A 20,708-nucleotide genomic window follows, 5' to 3' on the forward strand; every position below is an offset into this window, starting at 1 on the left:
CACGGCCGCCGACCGGTACGACACTTCCGCCCCGACGACACCCCCTAGGGCCTGTCTGACAATTCCCGTCTGCCTCGCGACGCCATGCACGCACACTCGGCGCACCGGGCGCCGACCACGTACAACCAGTACGCCGGTCGACGCCCGGCACGCCGAGAGCACGCACCTGACGCCGCGAGGCCGCCCTTCGGGCGACGACTCGCCATGGGCAGTCCGGCGGCGAGCGACTTCTTCGACCCGGCGAACTGGATCGCGATCCGGTCGGCGCGGCCGAAGCCGAGCCCCTTCGCCCCGTACCAGGTCAGCACCAGCATGACCGCGAGCAGTACCGCCTCGACGGCCAGCAGCCCGGCCAGCCGGGCGGGACTCACCTGGTGCCAGACGCCCCGGACCATGCCCTCGCTGAACGCGGTGTAGACGACGAGGAGGATCGAGCCGCGGTCGACGAGCCCGAGGACCTTCTTGTGCCGGACCACGAAGCCGCCGATCCACCTGCGCAGCACCTGCCCGGCGACGAACGGCACCAGCAGCTGCAGCACGATCTCCACCACCGAGTCGGCGGAGAACCCTCCTCCGCTGCCGCCGAGGAGCGCGGCCGCGAGGAGCGGCGTCAGGACGATGCCCACCAGTGACGAGAAGGACCCGGCGCAGATGGCGGCGGGCACGTTGCCGCGGGCGATGGAGGTGAAGGCGATCGACGACTGGATGGTCGAGGGGACCAGGGTGAGGAAGAGCAGGCCCTGGAAGAGCGGGTCGGTCAGCAGGACCGGGACGAGTCCGCGCGAGGCGAGCCCCAGCAGCGGGAAGACGACGAACGTGCAGGCCAGCACGGTGACGTGCAGCCGCCAGTGCCGCAGACCGTCCATCGCCTCACGGGTGGAGAGCCGGGCGCCGTAGAGGAAGAACAGGAACGCGATCGCGCCCGTGGAGGCGCCGGAGGCCACGTCCGCGCCCGCGCCGCGGGCCGGCAGCAGCGCCGCGAGGGCCACCGTGCCGAGCAGCAGCAGGATGTACGGGTCGATCGGCAGCCGGCGCGGCCAACTCAGGCGTTTCACGGTGCTCCACTTTCCTTCGAACAGGGTCACGGGTCCCCGGCCCATCGTGCTCTCCCGCACGGCGATCGGGAATCCCGTACACCGCTCTGACTGTCATCACGATCTCCGATGGGAGCCGTTACGGTGGACGGATGTACGACCCTTCCCACCTGCGTACGTTCCTGTCGGTGGCCCAGACGCTGAGCTTCACGCAGGCCGCCCGGCGGCTGGGGCTGCGCCAGTCGACGGTGAGTCAGCACGTGCGGCGGCTGGAGGACGCCACCGGGCGGCAGTTGTTCACCCGCGACACCCACTCCGTGGAGCTGACGGAGGACGGGGAGGCGATGCTCGGGTTCGCCCGCCGGATCCTGGAGGTGCACGAGCAGGCGACGGCCTTCTTCACCGGCACCCGGCTGCGCGGCCGGCTGCGGTTCGGGGCGTCCGAGGACTTCGTGCTGACCCGGCTCCCGGAGATCCTGGAGGGTTTCCGGCACGACCACCCGGAGGTCGACCTGGAGCTGACGGTGGAGCTGTCGGGCACGCTGCACGAGCAGCTGGCGGCCGGGAAGCTGGACCTGGTCCTGGCCAAGCGGCGGCCGGAGGACCCGCGGGGCGAGCCGGTGTGGAGCGACCGGCTGGTGTGGATCGGCGCCGAGCGGCTGCGGGTCGACCCGGACCGCCCGGTGCCGCTCATCGTCTACCCGCCGCCGGGCATCAGCCGCGCTCTCGCCCTGGAGGCCCTGCAGCGGGAGGGCCGCGAGTGGCGGATCGCGTGCACCAGCGGCAGCCTCAACGGCCTGATCGCGGCGGCCCGCGCGGGCCTGGGCGTGATGGCGCACTCCCGGGCACTCGTCCCGCCCGGCCTGGTCCGGGTCTCGGACCGGGCCGGGCTGCCCGAGCTGGGCCGGGTCGACTTCGTGCTGGTGCACGGCCGCCGGCACACGGCCGCGCAGGGCGCGGCGGAGGCGCTGGCGGCGGCGGTCCTCGCGGGCGGCGACCGGCTGCACCGGCCCCGGCGGGCGGGCCTCGGATGAGCGGGAGTGACGGAATCGGCGGCGGACGCGCTGAAGGGAGGAGAGCGGGAAGAGGGCGCGGAGGCAGAGGCCCCGACGGACACGTACCGGCGGTAAGCGGGTCGTACAGATTCGGTGGAGATTAGGCCTCCGATGATTACCCAACCGTCGAGAAACTGTCCGACCCTTCCCCATGTGAGCGCATTTCCGCTGGCTGACCAGCGTGAACATGAGCCCTGTTCGAATTTCGCGTCCCTCCCGCCCCCGCCCGGGGTGGGGTAGCTTTCACCGCGCTGTGCGGGGGGAGTCATCCGGAACACGGAGCGGGGAGCGGGGTTTGCGAGAGTTCACCAGTCCTCCGTTGATGTCGGCACCACCGGTGGGTGGTCTGGCCGACGTCGTCTTCGAGCATGCCCAGGAGGATCCGCGGCACATCGCGCTGGGCCGCAAGGACGACTCCGGGCAGTGGCGGGACGTCACCGCCGGAGCCTTCCGCGACGAGGTGCTGGCCCTCGCCAAGGGGCTGCTCGCCCAGGGCATCCGCTTCGGCGACCGGGTAGCGATCATGTCCCGCACCCGCTACGAGTGGACCCTGTTCGACTTCGCCCTGTGGACGATCGGTGCCCAGGTGGTCCCCGTCTACCCCACCTCCTCGGCCGAGCAGTGCATGTGGATGCTGTACGACGCCGAGGTGACGGCCGCGGTGGTGGAGCACGAGGACCACGCGATGACCATCGCCACCGTCATCGACCGGCTGCCGCACCTGCGCGGTCTGTGGCAGCTGGACTCCGGCATCGTCCAGGACCTGTACGACGCGGGCGCACACCTCGACGACGAGATCGTGCACCGCCACCGCAAGGCGGTCACGCCCGACTCGGTCGCCACCATCATCTACACGTCCGGCACCACGGGCCGCCCCAAGGGCTGCGTCATCTCGCACGGCAACTTCATGTGGGAGGCGGACACCGTCATCGAGCGCTGGGAGCCGGTGTTCCACTCCAAGCGCGGCGACGAGGTGGCGACCCTGCTGTTCCTGCCGCTCGCCCACGTCTTCGGGCGGATGGTGGAGGTCGCGGCGATCCGCGGCCGGGTCCGCTTCGGCCACCAGCCGCAGCTCAACGCCTCGGCGCTGCTGCCGGACCTGGCCGCGTTCCGGCCGACCTTCATCCTGGCGGTGCCGTACATCTTCGAGAAGGTGTTCAACGCGGCCCGGCGCAAGGCGGAGAAGGACGGGAAGGCGGGCCCCTTCGAGAAGGCCGTCGACGTGGCCGTGAAGTACGCGGAGGCGGTCGAGGCCAAGGCCTGGGGCATCGGTCCCGGCCCGTCGGCGGGGCTGCGGATGCAGCACCAGCTCTTCGACAAGCTCGTCTACGCCAAGGTGCGGGCGGCGATGGGCGGACGCATCCGCAACGCCATGTCGGGCGGCTCGGCGATGGACCGGCGGCTCGGTCTGTTCTTCGCGGGCGCGGGCGTGCAGATCTACGAGGGATACGGCCTGACCGAGTCCACCGCGGCCGCCACCGCCAACCCGCCCGAGCGCACCCGCTACGGGACTGTCGGCCTGCCCGTCCCGGGCGTGACCGTGCACATAGCGGACGACGGCGAGATCTGGCTGCACGGCGACAACGTCTTCCAGGCGTACCTGAACAATCCGAAGGCCACCGACGAGACCCTGCACGACGGCTGGCTGGGCACCGGCGACCTGGGCTCCCTGGACGAGGACGGCTACCTCACCATCACCGGCCGCAAGAAGGAGATCCTCGTGACCTCCGGCGGCAAGAGCGTCTCCCCCGGTCTGCTGGAGGAGCGGGTGCGCGACCATCCGCTGATCAACCAGTGCATCGTCGTCGGCAACGACCGCCCCTACGTCGCCGCCCTCATCACGCTCGACCACGAGGCGGTCGAGCACTGGCTGGCGATGCGCAACAAGCCGCAGATGTCCCCGGCCGCCCTGGTGCACGACGCCGACCTGGAGACGGAGGTGCGGCGCGCGGTCGTCGCGGCCAACACGCTCGTGTCGCAGGCCGAGTCGATCCGCACCTTCCGCATCCTCGCCCAGCCGTTCACCGAGGAGCACGGGCTGCTGACGCCCTCGCTGAAACTGAAGCGCAAGGCCATCGAGAACGCCTACGGCACCGAGGTGGAAGCGCTGTACCGGGCATGAGTTCCACGGTCAGGAATGCGTCGCGGCTCGTGATCGTTGACGATGGGAGTACCACCTGACCACAACCGAAGGATCGAGAGCTCGTGAGCAGCAAGGTCCCCCCGATCACCCTGAACAACGGCGTCGAGATGCCCCAGCTGGGTTTCGGCGTCTGGCAGGTGCCGGACGACGAGGCGCAGACCGCCGTCGCCCAGGCCCTGGAGGCCGGGTACCGCAGCATCGACACAGCGGCGATCTACGGCAATGAAGAGGGCACCGGCAGGGCGATCGCCGCCTCCGGTCTGGCCCGCGAGGACCTCTTCGTCACCACCAAGCTCTGGAACAGCGACCAGGGGTACGACTCCACTCTCCAGGCCTTCGACACGTCGCTGGCGAAACTCGGCCTGGACTACCTCGACCTGTACCTGATCCACTGGCCCATGCCGGCCAGGGAGAAGTACGTCGACACCTACAAGGCGTTCGAGAAGCTGCTCGCCGACGGCCGGGTACGGGCCATCGGCGTCTCCAACTTCCTGCCGGACCACCTGGAGCGGCTGATCGGCGAGACGTCGGTGCTGCCCGCCGTCAACCAGATCGAGCTGCACCCGCACCTCCAGCAGCACGCCTCCCGCGAGCTCCACGCCGAGCAGGGCATCGCCACCGAGGCCTGGTCCCCGCTCGGGTCGGGCAAGGGCATCCTGGAGATCCCGGCCATCGTCGCGATCGCCCAGAAGCACGGGCGCACCCCGGCCCAGGTGGTGCTGCGCTGGCACCTCCAGCTGGGCAACGTGGTGATCCCGAAGTCCGTGACGCCGTCCCGGATCAAGGAGAACATCGACGTGTTCGGCTTCAGCCTGGACACCGAGGACCTCGCGGCCATCAGCGCGCTGAACGAGGACCGGCGGCTGGGGTCGGACCCGGCGGACGTCAACTCCTGAGCGGGCCCTCACCAGGGCACGCCGAAGGGCTCCGGTCGCGTGCGGCCGGGGCCCTTCGTGCGTCCCGGGCGTCCCGGCGTGATCACCCGGGCCGCACCGCCGTGTAGACGGTGTGCGCCACCAGCACGAACACGTCGCGGCGCCGGTGCGCGCTCGCCTCGTCGCCGGGGTCGAGCAGCCGGTCCAGGGTGGCGCGGTCCCCGGCGTCCAGGCCCTCGCCGATCTGCTCGCGCAGCCGGGACAGCGACGTGGTGACGTAGTCGCGGGCCGCGTCGGACAGGGGCGCGGGCAGGTCGAGGAGGAAGCTGCGCGTGCCGGTGTGGCGGAGCCCGGCGGCGGTCAGCATCGCGGGCCAGTCCTCGGTCTCGGCCACGGTGCCCGGCAGGTCTCCGCGCATCGTGGAGAACACGTCCGCCTCCACGGCACGGATCCTGTCCTGGAGGCCCGGACGCCCGATGCCGAGGTCGCGGGGCAGGAACCGGGCGGGCAGTCCGCCCTCCAGGATCGCCAGCGTGCCGCCGGGCGCGAGGTGGGAGCCGAAGGCGGCGAGGGCGGCGCGCTGGTCGGCCAGGTGGTGCAGGCTCTGGCTGGCCCACAGCAGGTCGGCCGGGTACTCCAGCTCCCCCAGCGCGTCGGGCAGGTCACCGGCGAGGGTGCCGAACCGGTCGGCGAGGCCCAGCCGGGCGGCACGGGCGGCGGCCCGCCCGAGCAGCGGTGCGGCGCCGTCGGCGGCGACGACCCGGGCGCCCGGGAAGGCGTCGGCGAACAGGCAGGAGACGACGCCGGGGCCGCTGCCGGCGTCGACGATCAGGCCGGGGTCGGTCACCTCCCGGGCCAGCCAGTCCATGGCCTGCCGGTACAGCGGCGTGTACAGCTCGGCCTGTGCCTCCAGCAGCGGGGCCATCGCGGCCCAGTCCACGTCGGCGTGGTCGTGCTGGGATGCGTGTCCGGGCCCGTGCCCGGGCCCGTGGTGGTGTCGGTGGTCGTGCGCCATGGTGGTCAGCCTCCCGTTCGCGGTCCGGCCAGCGTGCGACGGCGCACCGCGAGGGGGCAAACATTGTTGCCGTTGCCGCAAAAAAGCGCGGCGGCCGGGGCCCGGCCCGCAAGGGACCGGACCCCGGTGACTCACCCGCTCACGACAGGGGCGGGTAGGCGTTCTTCAACAGCTCCTGGAACTGCGCGGAGAACCACTTCCCGGAGATCGGCGCGTTCGGCAGTGCGTTCGACGGGTTGTTGCCGTTGCGCACGTTGCCCTCGTAGGTGGGGTCGCACATCCGGTCGAAGCCCTTGCCCTCGTCGTTGTCGATCAGCTCGCTCGCGCCGTCGGACTCGCCCGGGGGCTTCATCCAGACGTACGCGTCGATCCCCGCGGCGGGACTGGCCTGCGGGCGCTCGCCGAGGCCGGCCCCGGACTGGTTGCACCAGTTGCCGGGGTGGATGCGGAGGTCGTAGCGCCCGCCGTCCACGTAGGCGTCGACGCTGGTCTGCGGGCCGGGACCGGTGGGCCGGGCCGAGCCGCCCCAGCCGTTGCGGGAGGTGTCGATCAGCATGCCGATGCCGGATTCGAAGCCCTTGGAGACCAGCTCGTTGCGGAAGGCCTGGGCGAAGGACAGCTCGTCCACGTACCGGTTCCAGTCGACCCACTTCGACTGGCGCACGGAGGTGCCGTTGACGCTGTCGTCGATGCTGAAGTTCTCCTCCTCCAGGGCGCTGTAGTTGGCGGTGTTGGTGATGAAGCCGTGCACGTCGGCGACGGTGGCGCCCTCGGCGGACGCGGCCTCCCTGATGATGTCGGCGCTGGCGCCGAAGTTGTCGTCCCAGCCGATCCAGCCGTGGTGGCCGGCGTCGATGTAGTTGTAGACGTTGGGCACGTCGCCCAGCTGGGCGAGGGCGTACCCGACGCCCTTCACGTAGTTGCCGTTGGCCTTCATCGTGTCGCACTCGGGGACGGCCGTGGGGCGGCTGCCGGTGTTGGTCACGAGGTTGGGCAGCGAGTCGATCTCGACGGTGGTGACGATCCGCAGCGAGGCGTACTTCGAGTCGCCGAGGATCTCCTTGATCGGGTCGATGTACTCGGTCTTGTACCGGTCGATCTCGGTCGGGCCCAGCTCGCCGTTGGAGGCGAGGGCCGAGCAGTCCCGCCCGGGCAGGTTGTAGATCACCAGCTGGACGACCAGTTCGCCGGAGCCCTTCTGCTCCAGCGCGGCGTCCAGGTGGTCGCGCAGCCCCATGCCGCCGTTGGCTCCCTCGATGGCGGCGGTCCGGTCGAGCCACACGCCGGTCGGCTCGTCGGCGACGCGGTCGCCGCCGGACTCGGCGGCGGCGTTGGCGGACCACTCGGGGTTCACGTAGACCTGAGCGCCGTCGTAGGGGTTGTCCACCCGGGCGGACGGGCCGGTGGGGTCGGTCGGATCCGTCGGGTCGGTCGGATCCGTGGGGTCGGTCCCGCCGTCGGCGTTGCAGGTCACGCCGTTGAGGGTGAAGGTGGCGGGGATCGCGTTGCCGCCGCTGTAGGTGGCCTGGAAGCCGAAGCTCGCCGAACCGCCCGTGGACAGGGTGGCGTTGTGGGACTCGTTGGCCGCGGTGACGGCGGCACCGCTCTGGCTGACCTTCGCGTTCCAGCTGCTGGTGACCTTCTGGCTGCCGGCGTACGTCCATCCCAGGGACCAGCCGGACGTGGCGGCACCGTTGTTGGTGACGGTCACGGCGGCGGTGAAGCCGCTTCCCCAGTCGTTCTGCACCTCGTAGTCGACGGTGCAGGCGGCGGCCGCCGCCCCGGCGCTCGCGGTCTGGGCGGCCAGGGCCGTGCCGGACGCCCCGGCGACCAGTGTCAGGGCGGCGAGCATCGCGGTTCTGGTTCGGGTCATGAGTGCGGGTTCCTTCTCTCGTGGGGGTGCGGGTGCTGTCGTTCCGGGCAGCGCGTCTTTCGGCGCGGCCCGCTGCCGGTCGGCCTGGGGGTGCCGTGGTGACCGGCGGTCAGGAACGGCCCGCGGGCACGGTGGAATGGCCCGGGGGGTGTACGAACCGGCGCTCGGGCCGGTGACGCGTCGGACGGGCCTCGGCCTCGGCCTCGGCTAAAGGTCCTGAACGCGGAAGGTGGAACGGGGGGTGGCGCATGAGCGACTCCTTGCAGTTCGGGCGCGCCGTGACAGACGCGCCGACTGGTGGAACCGCTCCCACTGGTGCAGCGAAGGTAGCGCCAAGTGACGGTAAAGAACAGAGGAGTTACCGACTTTCTCCGGGCCGCCCCCGTCGAATCTTTTCGACTCTTCACACATCTTGACCGCCAGAGCGCCTCTCCTCACTATGGGAGCGCTCCCACTGGTTCAAGGCTTGTTGCTCCTCCCCCACTCCCCGAGCCGCAAGGAGGAACCAGCACCATGACCGGCACGCACTTCCACCGGTACGGAGGCGGCCCCTGACGTCTCTGGCAAGGGCACGGTGCCGGGCAGCACGCCGGCTCCGCCGTCGTGTCAGGGCTTCACGAACGCCCGCAGGGCGAACACCGGGTCGGGGCGCGGTCGGTCCTGGTCCGGGAGGGCCATGAGCCGGGCGGCGAAGTCCTCCGCCAGGGGTTCGCCCGGCGGCAGCGTGACGAACCAGCCGCGCCGCAGGTCGGCGACCGTGCGGCGGGGACTGCGGCCCTGGCCGTGCCCGGTGAAGCGGGCCCGCCCCGCCGGAAGCAGTCCGTGCGCGCGGGCGTGGGCCTCGACGCGGTCGGCGGCGTCGTGGGCGGTGCTGGGCGGGCGGGCCGCCAGTACGGCGTCGATGTCGCTGCCGACGTTGTGCGCGGCGCCCTTGTCGACCGTCGTCACGTACACCCCGCCGGGCCGCAGTACGCGGGCGCACTCGGCGACGATCGCCCGCACGTTCTCGCTGCCGCCGGCCAGGTGCAGGAGCCACACGCTGGTGACGGCGTCGAACTCGCCGTCCCGGAAGGGCAGTCGGCGGCTGTCGGCGCGTACGACGGCGCCGGGCAGCCGGGCCGCGGCGCGGCGGGTCATGGCGGGCGCGAGGTCGACGCCGGTCGCCCTCAGGCCGTCGCGTGCGGCCACGATCCGACGGGTGACGATGCCGGTGCCGCAGGCCACGTCGAGCAGGCTGCGGGCCCGCACCGGAACCAGGCTCAGCACGGCCTCCGCGGCGGCCGCGGCCCGGGGCTCGCCGCCGCGCAGGGCGTCGTAGCCTTCCGCTTCCTTGTCGTAGTCGAGCACACCGTCAGTGTGCCCCGTGGCCGGGGGCCAGGTCCTCCACCCTGCGGGCGAGCTCGACGTCCTTCTCGGTGACGGCGCCGCCGGCGCTGTGGGTCTGCACGGCCAGGGAGACGGTGTTGTACCCGAGGGTCAGGTCGGAGTGGTGGTCCAGTTCCTCCTGGACCTGCGCGACGTGGACGACCATCGCGGTCGCCGCGAAGTGCGAGGCGAGCCGGTAAGAACGAGTGAGGCGGCCGGCGTCGAGGGACCAGCCGGGCAGTCCGGCCAGCCGCTCCTCGATCTCCTGCGGGGACAGCGGTACGACGGGCATGTGCGGCGTTCCTCTCGGACGGCCCGCCCCGGTTCGGCGGGGTCTCTTCAGCCTGCCACAGCCCGGTCGCCGCGGCCCCGGGCAGGAGCGCCGACCGGTCCGGCGCGGCCCGGCGTGGGCTACCGTTCGCAACCATGATCGCAGCCACGTCCGCCGGCCGGAACCGACGCCCCGAGCCGACTCCCCCGCCCGGCACACCGGCTCCGTCGGGACGGGCCGCTCCCGGCCGGTCCGGCGGCGGTCCCGAACCCGCACCCGCTGCCACCGGAGCAGAAAGATCCACGAACACTCCTGGGAGAGCGGACGGGGCGCATGACAGACTGCGGTGAACCTTGGGCGCGTTGGGGAGGCGTGGCGTGAGTGAGCGGCGGGCCGCACCCACCGTGGGCCAGGTGGTCCTCGGCAGACGGCTGCAGGAACTGCGGGAGACGGCGGGCCTCAGGCGCGAGGAGGCCGCCAAGGTGCTCCGGGTCGCCCCGGCGACCGTGCGGCGCATGGAGATGGCCGAGGTCGCGCTCAAAATACCGTATGTCCAGATCCTGCTGACGACGTACGGGGTCGCCTCGGACGAGGTCTCGGCGTTCGTCACGCTCGCCGAGGAGGCGAATCAGCCGGGCTGGTGGCAGCGGTACCACGACGTACTGCCGGACTGGTTCAGCCTGTACGTCAGCCTGGAGGGCGCCGCACGGATCGTCCGCTCCTACGAGCCGCACTTCGTCCCGGGGCTGCTCCAGACCGAGGACTACGCGCGTTCGGTCATGGAGGCCGGGACGATCGGCAACGCGGGCGGCGACGCGGTGGAGCGGCACGTGTCCCTCCGCATGGAGCGGCAGCGGCTGCTCGACCGCCCGGACCCGCCCCACCTGTGGGTGGTGATGGACGAGACGGTGCTGCGGCGCCCGGTGAGCGTCCACGGCCGGGTGATGCGCGAACAGCTGGACAAGCTGCTGGAGTTCGCGGCGCGGGACCGGGTGACCCTGCAGGTCGCCGAGTTCGAGGACGGGCCGCACCCCGGGACGTACGCGCCGTTCACCCTGTTCCGGTTCGCGGAGCCGGAGCTGCCCGACATGGTGTTCACCGAGTATCTGACGGGCGCGCTGTACCTGGACTCCCGGACCGAGGTCTCCGCGCACCTGGAGGTCCTGGACCACATGACGGCACGCGCCGCCTCCACCCAGCGCACCGAGAAGATACTGCGCGAGTACCGCGAGACCTTCTGACCGGCGCCCCCGGGCCGGCCTCGGGGACCCGGGGGCGGCCCGCCCTGACCCGTACGGGCGCCGCGGACGGGTGCGCTTCCCTGCCCGCCCCTAGGTTCGGGAACCAGGGCGAGCAAGGGAGCGCACGTGAGCGACACGCGGACACCGCCCACCGAGCCGGGCGCGGCGCTGCCGTGCGCGGCTCGGTTCTTCCAGCCGGGCACCGCCGCACCCGAGGCCGCGGACCGCCCGTCGGCCGGGCGGCAGACCCCTGACGACGAGAGGGAGGTCTGAACCGATGCCCGGCTTCGAGGTGCTGTACCAGGCGGCGGCGCTCTGCCTGACGTATCCCGACGACGACTTCCGCGCCCGGCTGCCCCTGCTGCGCGAGGCGGCGCCGCAGCTGCGCGATTTCACCGACCACGCGGCGGCGACCGGGCAGGGCGAACTCCAGGCGCACTACGTGGAGGTCTTCGACCTAAGGGACCGGCACAGCCTCCACCTGAGCCGGTGGACCGACGGCGACGCCCGCGACCGCGGGATGTCCCTGGTCCGCTTCAAGGAGCTGTACCGCGCCCACGGCCTGGAGTTCACCGGGGAGGAGCTGCCGGACTTCCTGCCCGCGGTGCTGGAGTTCGCCTCCCGCACCGGGGACACGGCCATGCTCACCGAGCACCGTGACGCCCTGGAGCAGCTGCGTTCCCGGCTCACCGCGTTCGGCACGCCCTACGCGTGCGTCCTGGACGCGGTGTGCGCCACCCTGCCGCCCGCCCCCGCCGGAGCCCGCCGGTGAACGGCAGATGAGCGGCATTCTCTTCGTCCTGGCGGGTACCGCTTGTTCTCGCTCTGCGGCGGCACCTTCGCCGGGGTCCCCGCGGTCGCCGACGTCGCGATGCCGGTCCACCGGTCGCGCGACCCCAGGCAGCTGGGGCCGCGCCCGGACCGGCGGGGCCGGGAGCGCACGGGCTCCCAGCCGGTGCGGTGCTACGCCAGCTTGGCGGTGAGGGTGATGGTGGTGCCGGTCAGAGCCTGGCTGACCGGGCAGTTCTTCTTGGCGTCCTCGGCGGCGGCGACGAACGCGTCCTCGGTGAGACCGGGGACGGTGCCCTCCACGGTGAGGTGGATGCCGGTGATGCCCTCGCCGGGCTGGAAGGTGACGTCGGCGGAGGTGGTGAGCTTGGTGGGCGCGTTGCCGGCGCCGGTCAGGCCGTTCGACAGCGCCATGGAGAAGCAGCTGGAGTGGGCGGCGGCGATCAGCTCCTCCGGGCTGGTCTTGCCGTTCGCCTTCTCGGCGCGCGACGGCCACGACACCGGCTGCTCGCCGATGCCGGACGAGTCGAAGGTGACGACACCGTTGCCCTCGGTCAGGTTGCCTTCCCAGACGGTGTGTGCGGAGCGCGTGGTTGCCACGGCGGGTCCTCTCGAATTCGCTTGCTGTACTGGGGCGGTGGGAGCCCGTTCCCGGGTCCCCGCCCCCCATCCGATCACACTCCGGCTCAGCTCACCCGCAAAGAGGGGCGTCACGCGCTTTTGCCGGGCGCGAACTCGTCTCCGTCGGGCGCGAAGCCTTCCGCGACGGGGAACGGGGCGCCTTCGACGACGTTGGGGCGCGGGTCGGCCGCGTCCACCGGCACCTGCGGGCCGTTGGACTCGCGCAGCCAGTGGCGGAGCACCCGGTGGACCTGCTCGGCGCCGACGATCTCCTCGCCCTGGGCGGCCGGTGCGGACAGCACGGTCGGCGACAGCAGGAAGGCACGCGACTGGGCGCCGCCGAGTCCGCCGTGGGAGCCGATCTGCTCCTCGAAGGCGAGGACCTCGCCGTCGTCCGGGTCGTGGAAGGAGTTGACCATGATGTCGGCGGTGTGCGGGAAGGAGTGCGTGCGGCGTACGGCGTCGGCGGCGCCGGGGCCGAAGGGGGCGAGCGGCCCGGGGTCCTCGTCGAGCCGGTCCAGGGGCACCTCGGCGCCGCGCGCGCCGAGCACCACACCGCCGTGTTCCTCGCTGCGCACCAGCAGGAAGCCGATGCCCGGGTGGTTGGCGAGGGTCGGCAGCAGGGCGGGGTGGCGGGCGTCGATCTCCTCCCGGGTCATCCGGTGCGGCACGTCCGGGAAGGAGACCAGGCCGAGGTTGCCGGAGGCCAGCACGATGGGTTCGGAGCGGCGGCCGGTGGGGGTGTCGGCGGGCCGCTGCTGCTCGGCGCCCTCCTCGACGGGGCGGTGCAGGGCGGCCCGCGCCATGTTGCGTGCCTCGGCGCCGCTGCGGGTGCGCTGCGCCCGGCGCGGGACGGGCAGTCCGCACCCGGCCCGGACCAGGTCGCCGAGGGTCAGGCCGTAGCGGGTCCGGAAGGTTTCGCCGGGGCTCTGGCCGTGGTCGGAGAGGACGACGATCCGGTACGGGCGGGGGGCGTGCTCGGCGACCTTCTCGACCAGGGCGAGGGAGCGGTCGAGCCGGGCGAGGACCTTCGCGGCGTCCCGGCCGCCGGGGCCGGAGTGGTGCGCGACCTCGTCGTAGGCGACCAGGTCGGCGTAGACGGCGGTGCGGCCGGCCAGCATGTCGCCCATCACCGCGGCGACGACGACGTCGCGTTCGACGACGGTCGCGAAGGCGCGGACGAAGGGGTAGAGGCCGCCGCGGGAGACGCGCGGGCGGACCTTGTGCACGCGGGCGCGGGTGGACTGGCCGATCTCCCGGCAGACCTCGGCGGCGAAGGACATCGCGGTGCGCACGGCGTTGGCCGGGTCGGAGAAGTAGGCGAAGTAGCCGGATCTGGAGCGGGTCTCGCGGCTGCGGCGGCGCGTGGCTATGGACAGCACGAGCGCCTGTTCGTCGGCGCCGCCGCCGAACAGGTTGCCGCGGCTGGCGCCGTCGAGGCTGAGCAGCCCGCCGTCGCCGGTGCGCCGGACGGCGCGGTACTGGAGCTCGGCGGCGCTGGTCGGGCGGTTGCAGACCATGACCTCGCCGCTGTCCTTCTCGTACCAGCGGAAGGCGGGGACGTCGTGGTTGCTGCCGTGCAGGATGCCCAGCTGGCTGGCGCCGGTCTGGCTGGACCAGTCGGTGCGCCACAGGTCGAGCCGGTGGGTCGCGGAGGCGCCGTCGCGGCCGAGCCAGCGGGCGACGGTGGGCAGGGTGCCGGCGTCGACCGCGTCCCGCAGGACGTCGTGGCCGACGCCGTCCAGTTGCAGGAAGACGGTGCCGGGGCCGGACGGGCAGGGCGGTCTCGCGCCGCGGCGGCGGTCGGCGAGCCGGTAGAGGCGGCGCCGGTAGGCGTCGTCGTCGCGCACGGCCAGGGCACCGCCGGTGGCGGAGGCGACGGCGGACATGACGGCGGCCACCACGACCGCGGTCTCGGGGGCGACGCCGCCGCGGCCGGCCGGGTTGACGTCGATGGCGAGGAGCAGCAGCCCGCCGTTGAGGAAGAAGACCAGCAGCCCGAGGACGAGGGCCGGCACCAGGAGCAGCATGCGGACCAGGACCGGCCAGACCAGGGCGGACAGCAGGCCGAAGGCGCCGGCGCCGATCGCGGCGGTCATGGCGATGTCGGTCGCGCTGTCGCCGTCGGGCGACTGGAGGCGGAAGTCCGGCAGGATGCCGGCGAGCACGAGCATGGTGAGCGTCGACACGGCCCACACCGTGACACTCCGCCCGATCTGACTGGCGACCCGGCGCCAGCGGACTCCACCCACGCTCCGCACACCTCACGTCCCGGCCCGACGTCCGTGCGGGCCTTCCCCACCCTGCCACAACGCTCCGGAGTCCCCGTTTGTCCCCCCGGGTCCGGTTCACACCCGCGCCGGTCGCCGGTCGCCGTCGCGGGTGTGGACCGGATCCGGCATCCGGGGCGCGTACCGTCCGGCCTGTGACCGCCCGGTTCGGGGGTGTTCAGGGACGAGAGAGCGGAGGCCGGGCCCACGCTCGGCGGTCGGGTGCCGGCGGCCGGAAGGGGCCGGGCGACCGCCCTCGCGGTCAGCGGCCGTCGTACCCGGCGGTCGGCATCGACAGTCTGCGGTGCACGCAGGCCTTCATCCGGGCGTCGTACGACGGTTCCGCGTGGCCGACGGTCTCGACGCGGACCCCTCGGCGCCCGCACTCCGCGACGAAGTCGTCGACGGAGGACAGCGCGCTCTCCAGGACCCGGCGGCTGGGCGCGACGAACAGGTCGTGGCCGGGACGCACGCCGTCCCACAACGCGTCGTGGTCGGTCCGCAGACCGCGTACCAGCAGTTCCCTGGCGACCACGTAGCCGTGCTCCGCGGCCCAGCGGGCACACATCGCGTGCTGGCTGCGGGAGTCGACCAGGAAGGGATCGTCGTCCAGCTGCTCCAGCGGCGTCAGACTCGCGATCGCCGTCACCCGCACCAGCCCCATGGGGTCCCCTCACCTCCCGCCACCTCCCGTTTTCGCCGCCGACCCTACTCCTGGACGTAGGCTTCGGGGAGTCGCGCGAAGGAGGCAAAGGGGTGCCGGTGGAGCTCACGTGGTGGGGTCATGCCACCTGCACGGTCGAGGATTCGGACGTCCGCGTCCTCACCGACCCTCTGTTCGTCCGCAGGCTCGCCCACCTGCGCCGACGGCGGGGGGCGGTGCCGCCGCCGGAGGCGTGGCGCGCGGACGTGGCACTGGTCTCGCACCTGCACGCCGACCATCTGCATGTGCCCTCGCTTGCGCGGCTCGCGCCGGGCACGCGCCTGCTTGTGCCCCGGGGCGCACGCCGGGCGGTGCCGGGTCTGCGCCGGCTCGGGCACCTGGAGGTGCGCGAGGTCTCCGCGGGGGACGTGACGGACGTCGCCGACCTGCGGATACGGGCGGTGCCTGCCCGGCACGACGGGCGGCGACTGCCGGTCGGGCGGCACCGCGCCCCCGCGCTCGGCTACGTCGTCGAGGGCGAGGCGCGGACGTACTTCGCCGGGGACACCGGGCTGTTCGACGGCATGGCCGAGGAGGTCGGGCCGGTCGACGCGGCGCTGTTGCCGGTGGGCGGCTGGGGCCCCTACCTGGGGTCGGAGCACCTGGACGCGGGGCGGGCGGCCGAGGCGCTGGCCCGGCTGGCGCCGCGCACGGCGGTACCGGTGCACTACGGCACGTACTGGCCGATCGGGATGGACGCCGTGCGCCCCCACGAGTTCCACACGCCGGGCGACGAGTTCGTGCGCCTGTCGGCGCTGCGCGCGCCGGGGGTGGCGGTGCACCGGCTGGGGCACGGCGAGAGTGTGCGAGTGGAGGCCGCGCGGTGAGCTGGCTGGGGGACGCGGCCGTGACCCTTCCGACGGAGCCGACGCAGCAGGCGTTCGGCTATCCGTCGCTGTTTCTGCTGGTGCTGATCGGGGCGCTGGTGCCGGTGGTGCCGACGGGCGCGCTGGTGAGTTCGGCGGCCGTGGTGGCGATGCACCAGACGCTGCCGTTCGCCATGCTGATGGTGTTCGCGACGGCGTCGCTGGCAGCGTTCTGCGGGGACATGGCGCTGTACTGGCTGGGCCGGCGGGGGGTCGGCTCGAAGAACGGCTCGCGCTGGCTGGAGGCGATCCGGTCCCGGGCGCCGGAGGACCGCCTGGAGCAGGCGCAGGACAAGCTCGCCGAGCACGACGTCGCGGTGCTGGTGCTCTCCCGTCTGGTGCCGGCCGGGCGGATACCGGTGATGCTGGCCTGCCTGCTCGCCGAGTGGCCGCTGCGCCGCTTCGCCCGCGGCAACCTGCCGGCCTGCCTGGCCTGGGCGGTGACGTACCAGCTGATCGGCGTGCTCAGCGGCGCCCTGTTCGACAGGCCGTGGGAGGGTGTGGCCGCGGCGATCGCACTGACCGTGCTGGTAAGCGCGGCACCGGGGGTGTGGCGGCGGATCAGGGGGCCGGAGAAGGCGTAGGCGCCCGCCGGAGAAGGCGTGAGCCCCCCCCGGAGCGGGGCGGGCCGCTACTCCAGGACGCGGGAACCGCCGACCGGCAGGTCCCACAGCCGCTCGCGGGGCAGGCCCGCGGCCCGCCAGGCGGCGCGTACGCGCGTGAGGGGTTCCAGTACCGGTTCGGCGGACAGGACGAAGGTGCCCCAGTGCATCGGCGCCATGTGGCGGGCGCCGACGTCCTGGGCGGCGCGCACCGCCTCCTCCGGGTCGCAGTGCACGTCGCTGAGCCACCAGCGGGGGTCGTAGGCGCCGATGGGGAGCAGGGCGAGGTCGATGCCGGGGTAGCGGCGGCCGATCCGGCCGAACCAGTGGCCGTACCCGGTGTCGCCGGCGAAGTAGACGCGCTTGCCGTCCGGGCCGGTGAGCACCCAGCCGCCCCACAGGGTGCGGCAGGTGTCGGTGAGGGTGCGCTTGGACCAGTGGTGGGCCGGGACGAAGTCGAACCGGACGCCGTCCAGCTCGGTCGCCTCCCACCAGTCAAGCTCGGTGACGCGGGTGAAGCGGCGGCGGTGGAACCAGCGGCCGAGTCCGGCGGGCACCAGGACCGGCGTGTCGCGCGGGAGCCTGCGCAGCGTGGAGGCGTCGAGGTGGTCGTAGTGGTTGTGGCTGATGAGGACGGCGTCGACGCGCGGCACCTCGCTCCAGGGGACACCGACGGGGGTGATCCTGGCCGGGGTGCCGAGGATCCGGCGGGACCAGACGGGGTCGGTGAGCACCGTGAGGCCGCCGATCCGCACCACCCAGCTGGCGTGTCCGGCCCAGGTGACGGCGACGGTGCGGGCGTCCGCACGGGGCACCGGGCCGGGGGCGCAGGGCAGCCGGGAGACGTCGGCGAGACCGGCGGGCCCGGGTCTTGTCGCACCCTCGCGGGCGAACCGGGCGAACGCCTTCAGACCGGGCAGCGGTGCGGTCAGCCGGTCGTGGAAGGTCCGCGGCCACACCCGGAACTCGCCCGGCGGCCGGGGGGCGGCGAGTGGCGGGTACGCGGCGGCCCGGTCGGTGTCCTGGGCGGAGGCGGCGGCGGACGTGGAAGCGGACGCGGGCGGGCTCGTGGCCGGCCGGTGCTGCTGCGTCATCGCGGGGGCTCCCCTCGCTGAGCGTCGCGGAGACCGTCGAAGACCGACGTCAGACCGGTCAACGCGCGTTGCACGTGCGGCAGTTCCAACGGTTCGGGGGACGCGAGGCATTCCGCGCCCCGCGCCTCGGTGTCCGCGGCGACCAGCGGTCCGGTACCGAGCCGGACGCGCAGGGCGGGCAGGTCGTCGCCGAAGCGGTGGCCGCCGGGGGCGGGCATGCCGAGCCTGGCGGTGAGGAAGTCCTCCAGTTCCTGCGCGTCACCGACGCCCTCGGCACCGAGCGCGTCGCGCAGCGGACCGAGGTCGGCGTACAGGTGGCGGCCGGCCTGCGGGGGCCGTGCGGTGGCGCCGGCGGCGACGACGGCCGCGTGCACGGCGGCGGCCACGCGCGCGTGCAGGCGTACGGCGGCCGAGCGGCGGATGGTGACCGGCTCGGGCTCGCCGAGGGCGTACCCGGCAGCGGCGGCCACGGGGGCGGCGACGCGGGCGCCGAGCGCGGTGAGCACGTCGAGGACGCGCGCGTGCAGGCCGTCTCCGGCGGCGGAGGCGGGGAACCGTGCGACGGCGGCCGGCCAGCCGGGCGGCAGCAGGGCGCCGGCCAGGTCGGTGACGACGGTGACGTCCTCGGGCAGCATCTCGGCGGGACTGAGCAGCACGGTGGCGTGCGGGTCGTGCAGCGTGTCGCGCCAGGTCTCGTCGCTGACCAGGTGCAGCCCCTCGCCCACGGCGGCCTCGACGGTCTCGTGCAGCAGCTCGGGCGGGGCGACGGTGCCGGTCGGGTCGTCGGCGACGGAGAGCACGAGCAGCCGGGGCTCGCCGCCCTCGGCGCGGACCCGGCGGACGGTCTCCAGGAGGGCGTACGGGTCGGGCACTCCCCCGGACTCGGCCGGGGTCGGCACGTGGAAGACGGGCCTGCCCAGCAGCCGCGCGTACGGTGCCCACCAGGCGGCGCAGGGACGCGGCACCAGGACGTCGCCGCCGAGCGCGGCGGTGAGGGCGAGCAGCAGGGCGCCCGGACCGGGGGCGGCGGCGAGGTGGCCCGGCCCGGTGGGCAGGCCCCGCCGGTCCCAGTAGCCGCTCGCGGCGTCCAGGAGCGCGGTGGCGCCACCGGCCGGCTCCTCACGCACCCGGCCCGCGGCGGCGGCGAGCACGGCGGACAACTCGGGCAGCACCGGCAGCCCGTCCCCGGGCATCTGCGGGCCGTACCGCACGGGACCGTGGCCTACGGGGTCGTGGCCCCGCACGGGAACGTGGCCCACGGGGTCGTGCCCCCGCACGGGACCGTGGCCCTCGGGGTCGTGCCCCCGTCCGGACGCGCGGGGCGGGGACCCGGCGGTGTCGTGTACTGCGTCGGGGGGCTGCGGGGCCGGGTCGGGGACCACGGCACCCCGGCCGACGGGCCCTTCTTCCCCGGGTCGGCCGTGTCCCACAGGGCCCCCGTGTCCCCCAGGACCGTGCGCCGTACAGCCGTCGGCCGTGCCGGCAGGGTTCGGGGGCCGGGCGTCGCGGCCGGTGGCGGGATCGCTTGCGCGGTTCCTGTGCCCCATGCGTACCTCCCCGCGGTCCTGGGTGCCGTGTGCGTGGGCGTGCCCCGGCGTCGCCGCGCCGGGTGCTCGTCACCGGTCGTTGGTCCCAGTACCCATCGTGGCCCTCCGCCATGGCTCGCGCCGCGTTCGGACGGATCAGCGCTCCCCGTCCGCGCCACGCAGGCGCAGGCGCAGCCGGTGGGCCGCCGCGCCGCACGCACCCGCGATGAGGACGCCTCCGGCGACCAGCGCGGGCACCGAGCCGCTGAGGCTGCCGCCCGCCCCTGCGTGCACGCCGTGCTCGGCGGTGCCGCCCTGGCAGGGCTTGCCCGGCACGGAGGGTTCACCGCGCGGGGCGGCGGGTTCGGGGCACGGGGGCTTGGTGGTGGCACAGGGCGTGCCGTGCGAGGAGGCGCCCGAGCGCGGGGCGGTGGATTCGCGGCACCCCGGCTCGCCGGCACCGCCCTCCTCCGGCATGGTCATGGTCGCGCTCCACGGGTCGCCCTCGCCGCCGGAGGCGTCCGGGCAGGCTCCGTCGACGGTCCAGTCGTCCGCGCCGACCTCCCTGCCCGCGGCGCCCTCCGGGGTCACGGGGTCCGCGGTGCCCGCGGGGTCGTCAGTGACCGCAAGGTCCTCAGGGATCGCCGGGGCTTTACGGTCCGCCGGTCCGGCAGGGTCGTCAGCGACCGCAGAGGTCTTCGGGACCGCGAGGGCCCCCGGGGCCGCAGGGACCGCGGAAATCGCACGGTCCGCCGGGACCGCCGAGACCGCCAGGGCCACCGGAGCCGCACGGTCCGCCGGAGTCACGGGACCGTCGGGGCCCGCAGGGGCCACCGGGCCCGCGGCACCGGGCAGGCCCGCCGGATCTGCCGGGTTCGCCGGGTTTGCCGCCCCCTGTTCCGTGCCGAAGTCCTCGGCGGGCGCTATGCGCGCGGTGCCCCGGTAGGACGGTCCGGACGCCGTGGCCTCGTCGCCCGTGACCCTGCGCAGCGCGACGGTGCCGCCGTCGAAGGCCGCCGAGGAGGCGTCGAGCGTCGCGGGTGCCGTCTCTCCGGCGGGGCCGCACGAGACCGAGACGGTGACGGTCTCACCCGGCGCGACGTCCGCGGGGCTGACCCGGGCCGAGGCCTCTCCGGCCGCCGGGTCGACGGCGGACGGCGGAGCGACGGGCTCCCCCGGCTCGGCGGGAGGTGGCGGGACCCCGGGGTCGGCGGGCGGCGGGGGGACCCCCGGGTCGGCCGCGACCGGCCCCGCGCAGGCACCGAGAGCGGCACCGGCCAGGACGGCGGCGGACAGGGCACGGGCGGTGCGGCGCATGGGGCGGGCTCCTTCGAGCAACGGCTGCGGGGGCACGGCACTCGCGCC

Annotated in this window: 19 protein-coding genes; 8 read left to right on the forward strand and 11 right to left on the reverse strand. The window is 73.8% G+C overall.

Going from position 1 to position 20,708, the window contains the following annotated elements; all coding sequences use genetic code 11:
* Positions 1 to 44: 44 nt before the first annotated feature.
* A complete protein-coding gene (locus IG94_RS0118175) occupies positions 45 to 1,055 on the reverse strand; it encodes a bile acid:sodium symporter family protein (protein ID WP_248783074.1) in 1,011 nt (336 codons plus the stop codon).
* Between the two features lie 131 nt (positions 1,056 to 1,186).
* On the opposite strand from IG94_RS0118175, the gene IG94_RS0118180 reads away from it, so the two are divergent.
* From IG94_RS0118180 to IG94_RS0118190, 3 genes are all read left to right on the forward strand, one after another.
* Positions 1,187 to 2,068: a LysR substrate-binding domain-containing protein gene (locus tag IG94_RS0118180; RefSeq protein WP_031037456.1), complete on the forward strand. Its 882-nt coding sequence runs from the start codon at positions 1,187 to 1,189 to the stop codon at positions 2,066 to 2,068.
* A 316-nt stretch (positions 2,069 to 2,384) separates the two neighbouring features.
* Positions 2,385 to 4,211 carry an AMP-dependent synthetase/ligase gene (locus IG94_RS0118185; RefSeq protein WP_031037459.1) on the forward strand — a complete coding sequence of 609 codons (1,827 nt, stop codon included), beginning with the start codon at positions 2,385 to 2,387 and terminating at the stop codon, positions 4,209 to 4,211.
* A gap of 83 nt (positions 4,212 to 4,294) precedes the next feature.
* On the forward strand, positions 4,295 to 5,128 hold the full coding sequence (locus IG94_RS0118190) for an aldo/keto reductase (RefSeq protein ID WP_031037461.1): 834 nt from the start codon (positions 4,295 to 4,297) through the stop codon (positions 5,126 to 5,128).
* Positions 5,129 to 5,210: 82 nt separating this feature from the next.
* Here IG94_RS0118190 and IG94_RS0118195 read toward each other — a convergent pair whose 3' ends face one another.
* The 4 genes from IG94_RS0118195 to IG94_RS0118210 all read right to left on the reverse strand — a co-directional run bounded on the left by IG94_RS0118195 (position 5,211) and on the right by IG94_RS0118210 (position 9,652).
* Positions 5,211 to 6,122 (reverse strand): class I SAM-dependent methyltransferase, encoded by a 912-nt coding sequence (locus tag IG94_RS0118195; protein WP_031037464.1) that lies wholly within the window; start codon positions 6,120 to 6,122, stop codon positions 5,211 to 5,213.
* Positions 6,123 to 6,261: 139 nt separating this feature from the next.
* The gene (locus IG94_RS0118200) at positions 6,262 to 7,995 is read right to left on the reverse strand and encodes a glycoside hydrolase family 6 protein (protein WP_031037467.1); all 1,734 of its coding nucleotides are present in this window, start codon (positions 7,993 to 7,995) and stop codon (positions 6,262 to 6,264) included.
* A 606-nt stretch (positions 7,996 to 8,601) separates the two neighbouring features.
* Complete coding sequence (locus IG94_RS0118205) at positions 8,602 to 9,342, reverse strand: class I SAM-dependent methyltransferase (protein ID WP_031037470.1); 741 nt, start codon at positions 9,340 to 9,342, stop codon at positions 8,602 to 8,604.
* A 4-nt stretch (positions 9,343 to 9,346) separates the two neighbouring features.
* Positions 9,347 to 9,652, reverse strand: a complete 306-nt coding sequence (locus IG94_RS0118210; protein WP_031037473.1) for a 4a-hydroxytetrahydrobiopterin dehydratase — start codon at positions 9,650 to 9,652, stop codon at positions 9,347 to 9,349.
* Between the two features lie 356 nt (positions 9,653 to 10,008).
* On the opposite strand from IG94_RS0118210, the gene IG94_RS0118215 reads away from it, so the two are divergent.
* The 3 genes from IG94_RS0118215 (at position 10,009) to narJ (ending at position 11,644) form a co-directional block, all read left to right on the forward strand.
* A complete protein-coding gene (locus tag IG94_RS0118215) occupies positions 10,009 to 10,872 on the forward strand; it encodes a helix-turn-helix domain-containing protein (RefSeq protein WP_031037476.1) in 864 nt (287 codons plus the stop codon).
* 126 nt (positions 10,873 to 10,998) lie between these two features.
* Complete coding sequence (locus tag IG94_RS42590) at positions 10,999 to 11,145, forward strand: hypothetical protein (RefSeq protein WP_157852265.1); 147 nt, start codon at positions 10,999 to 11,001, stop codon at positions 11,143 to 11,145.
* A 4-nt stretch (positions 11,146 to 11,149) separates the two neighbouring features.
* The gene (narJ, locus tag IG94_RS0118225) at positions 11,150 to 11,644 is read left to right on the forward strand and encodes a nitrate reductase molybdenum cofactor assembly chaperone (protein WP_031037478.1); all 495 of its coding nucleotides are present in this window, start codon (positions 11,150 to 11,152) and stop codon (positions 11,642 to 11,644) included.
* A gap of 191 nt (positions 11,645 to 11,835) precedes the next feature.
* On the opposite strand, the gene IG94_RS0118230 is transcribed toward narJ, so the two are convergent.
* From IG94_RS0118230 to IG94_RS0118240, 3 genes are all read right to left on the reverse strand, one after another.
* On the reverse strand, positions 11,836 to 12,261 hold the full coding sequence (locus tag IG94_RS0118230; protein ID WP_031037482.1) for an OsmC family protein: 426 nt from the start codon (positions 12,259 to 12,261) through the stop codon (positions 11,836 to 11,838).
* 110 nt (positions 12,262 to 12,371) lie between these two features.
* Positions 12,372 to 14,543, reverse strand: coding sequence for a phage holin family protein (locus IG94_RS0118235; RefSeq protein ID WP_052410735.1), 2,172 nt, complete (start codon positions 14,541 to 14,543; stop codon positions 12,372 to 12,374).
* A 271-nt stretch (positions 14,544 to 14,814) separates the two neighbouring features.
* On the reverse strand, positions 14,815 to 15,216 hold the full coding sequence (locus IG94_RS0118240) for a hypothetical protein (protein ID WP_031037488.1): 402 nt from the start codon (positions 15,214 to 15,216) through the stop codon (positions 14,815 to 14,817).
* Positions 15,217 to 15,308: 92 nt separating this feature from the next.
* On the opposite strand from IG94_RS0118240, the gene IG94_RS0118245 reads away from it, so the two are divergent.
* On the forward strand, positions 15,309 to 16,082 hold the full coding sequence (locus IG94_RS0118245; protein WP_031037491.1) for an MBL fold metallo-hydrolase: 774 nt from the start codon (positions 15,309 to 15,311) through the stop codon (positions 16,080 to 16,082).
* A complete protein-coding gene (locus IG94_RS0118250; RefSeq protein ID WP_031037493.1) occupies positions 16,079 to 16,705 on the forward strand; it encodes a DedA family protein in 627 nt (208 codons plus the stop codon). Before IG94_RS0118245 ends, IG94_RS0118250 begins: the two co-directional genes overlap by 4 nt.
* A 47-nt stretch (positions 16,706 to 16,752) precedes the next feature.
* Here IG94_RS0118250 and IG94_RS0118255 read toward each other — a convergent pair whose 3' ends face one another.
* The 3 genes from IG94_RS0118255 to IG94_RS42595 form a co-directional block, all read right to left on the reverse strand.
* On the reverse strand, positions 16,753 to 17,817 hold the full coding sequence (locus tag IG94_RS0118255; protein ID WP_031037496.1) for an MBL fold metallo-hydrolase: 1,065 nt from the start codon (positions 17,815 to 17,817) through the stop codon (positions 16,753 to 16,755).
* Positions 17,814 to 19,061 carry an aminotransferase class I/II-fold pyridoxal phosphate-dependent enzyme gene (locus IG94_RS0118260; protein WP_031037499.1) on the reverse strand — a complete coding sequence of 416 codons (1,248 nt, stop codon included), beginning with the start codon at positions 19,059 to 19,061 and terminating at the stop codon, positions 17,814 to 17,816. The genes IG94_RS0118255 and IG94_RS0118260 overlap by 4 nt, the downstream gene beginning before the upstream one ends.
* Positions 19,062 to 19,499: 438 nt before the next feature.
* Positions 19,500 to 20,660: a hypothetical protein gene (locus IG94_RS42595; RefSeq protein ID WP_052410736.1), complete on the reverse strand. Its 1,161-nt coding sequence runs from the start codon at positions 20,658 to 20,660 to the stop codon at positions 19,500 to 19,502.
* Positions 20,661 to 20,708: the final 48 nt, after the last annotated feature.

Source organism: Streptomyces olivaceus (assembly GCF_000721235.1).
Taxonomy (GTDB): Bacteria; Actinomycetota; Actinomycetes; order Streptomycetales; family Streptomycetaceae; genus Streptomyces; species Streptomyces olivaceus.

What these genes read in the sequence shown, in the direction of transcription:
- IG94_RS0118240 (WP_031037488.1), bottom strand. Translation starts at nt 15,216, where the DNA reads ATGGGGCTGGTGCGGGTGACGGCGATCGCGAGTCTGACGCCGCTGGAG.
- IG94_RS0118180 (WP_031037456.1), top strand. Translation starts at nt 1,187, where the DNA reads ATGTACGACCCTTCCCACCTGCGTACGTTCCTGTCGGTGGCCCAGACG.
- narJ (WP_031037478.1), top strand. Translation starts at nt 11,150, where the DNA reads ATGCCCGGCTTCGAGGTGCTGTACCAGGCGGCGGCGCTCTGCCTGACG.
- IG94_RS0118200 (WP_031037467.1), bottom strand. Translation starts at nt 7,995, where the DNA reads ATGACCCGAACCAGAACCGCGATGCTCGCCGCCCTGACACTGGTCGCC.
- IG94_RS0118195 (WP_031037464.1), bottom strand. Translation starts at nt 6,122, where the DNA reads ATGGCGCACGACCACCGACACCACCACGGGCCCGGGCACGGGCCCGGA.
- IG94_RS0118255 (WP_031037496.1), bottom strand. Translation starts at nt 17,817, where the DNA reads ATGACGCAGCAGCACCGGCCGGCCACGAGCCCGCCCGCGTCCGCTTCC.
- IG94_RS0118210 (WP_031037473.1), bottom strand. Translation starts at nt 9,652, where the DNA reads ATGCCCGTCGTACCGCTGTCCCCGCAGGAGATCGAGGAGCGGCTGGCC.
- IG94_RS42595 (WP_052410736.1), bottom strand. Translation starts at nt 20,660, where the DNA reads ATGCGCCGCACCGCCCGTGCCCTGTCCGCCGCCGTCCTGGCCGGTGCC.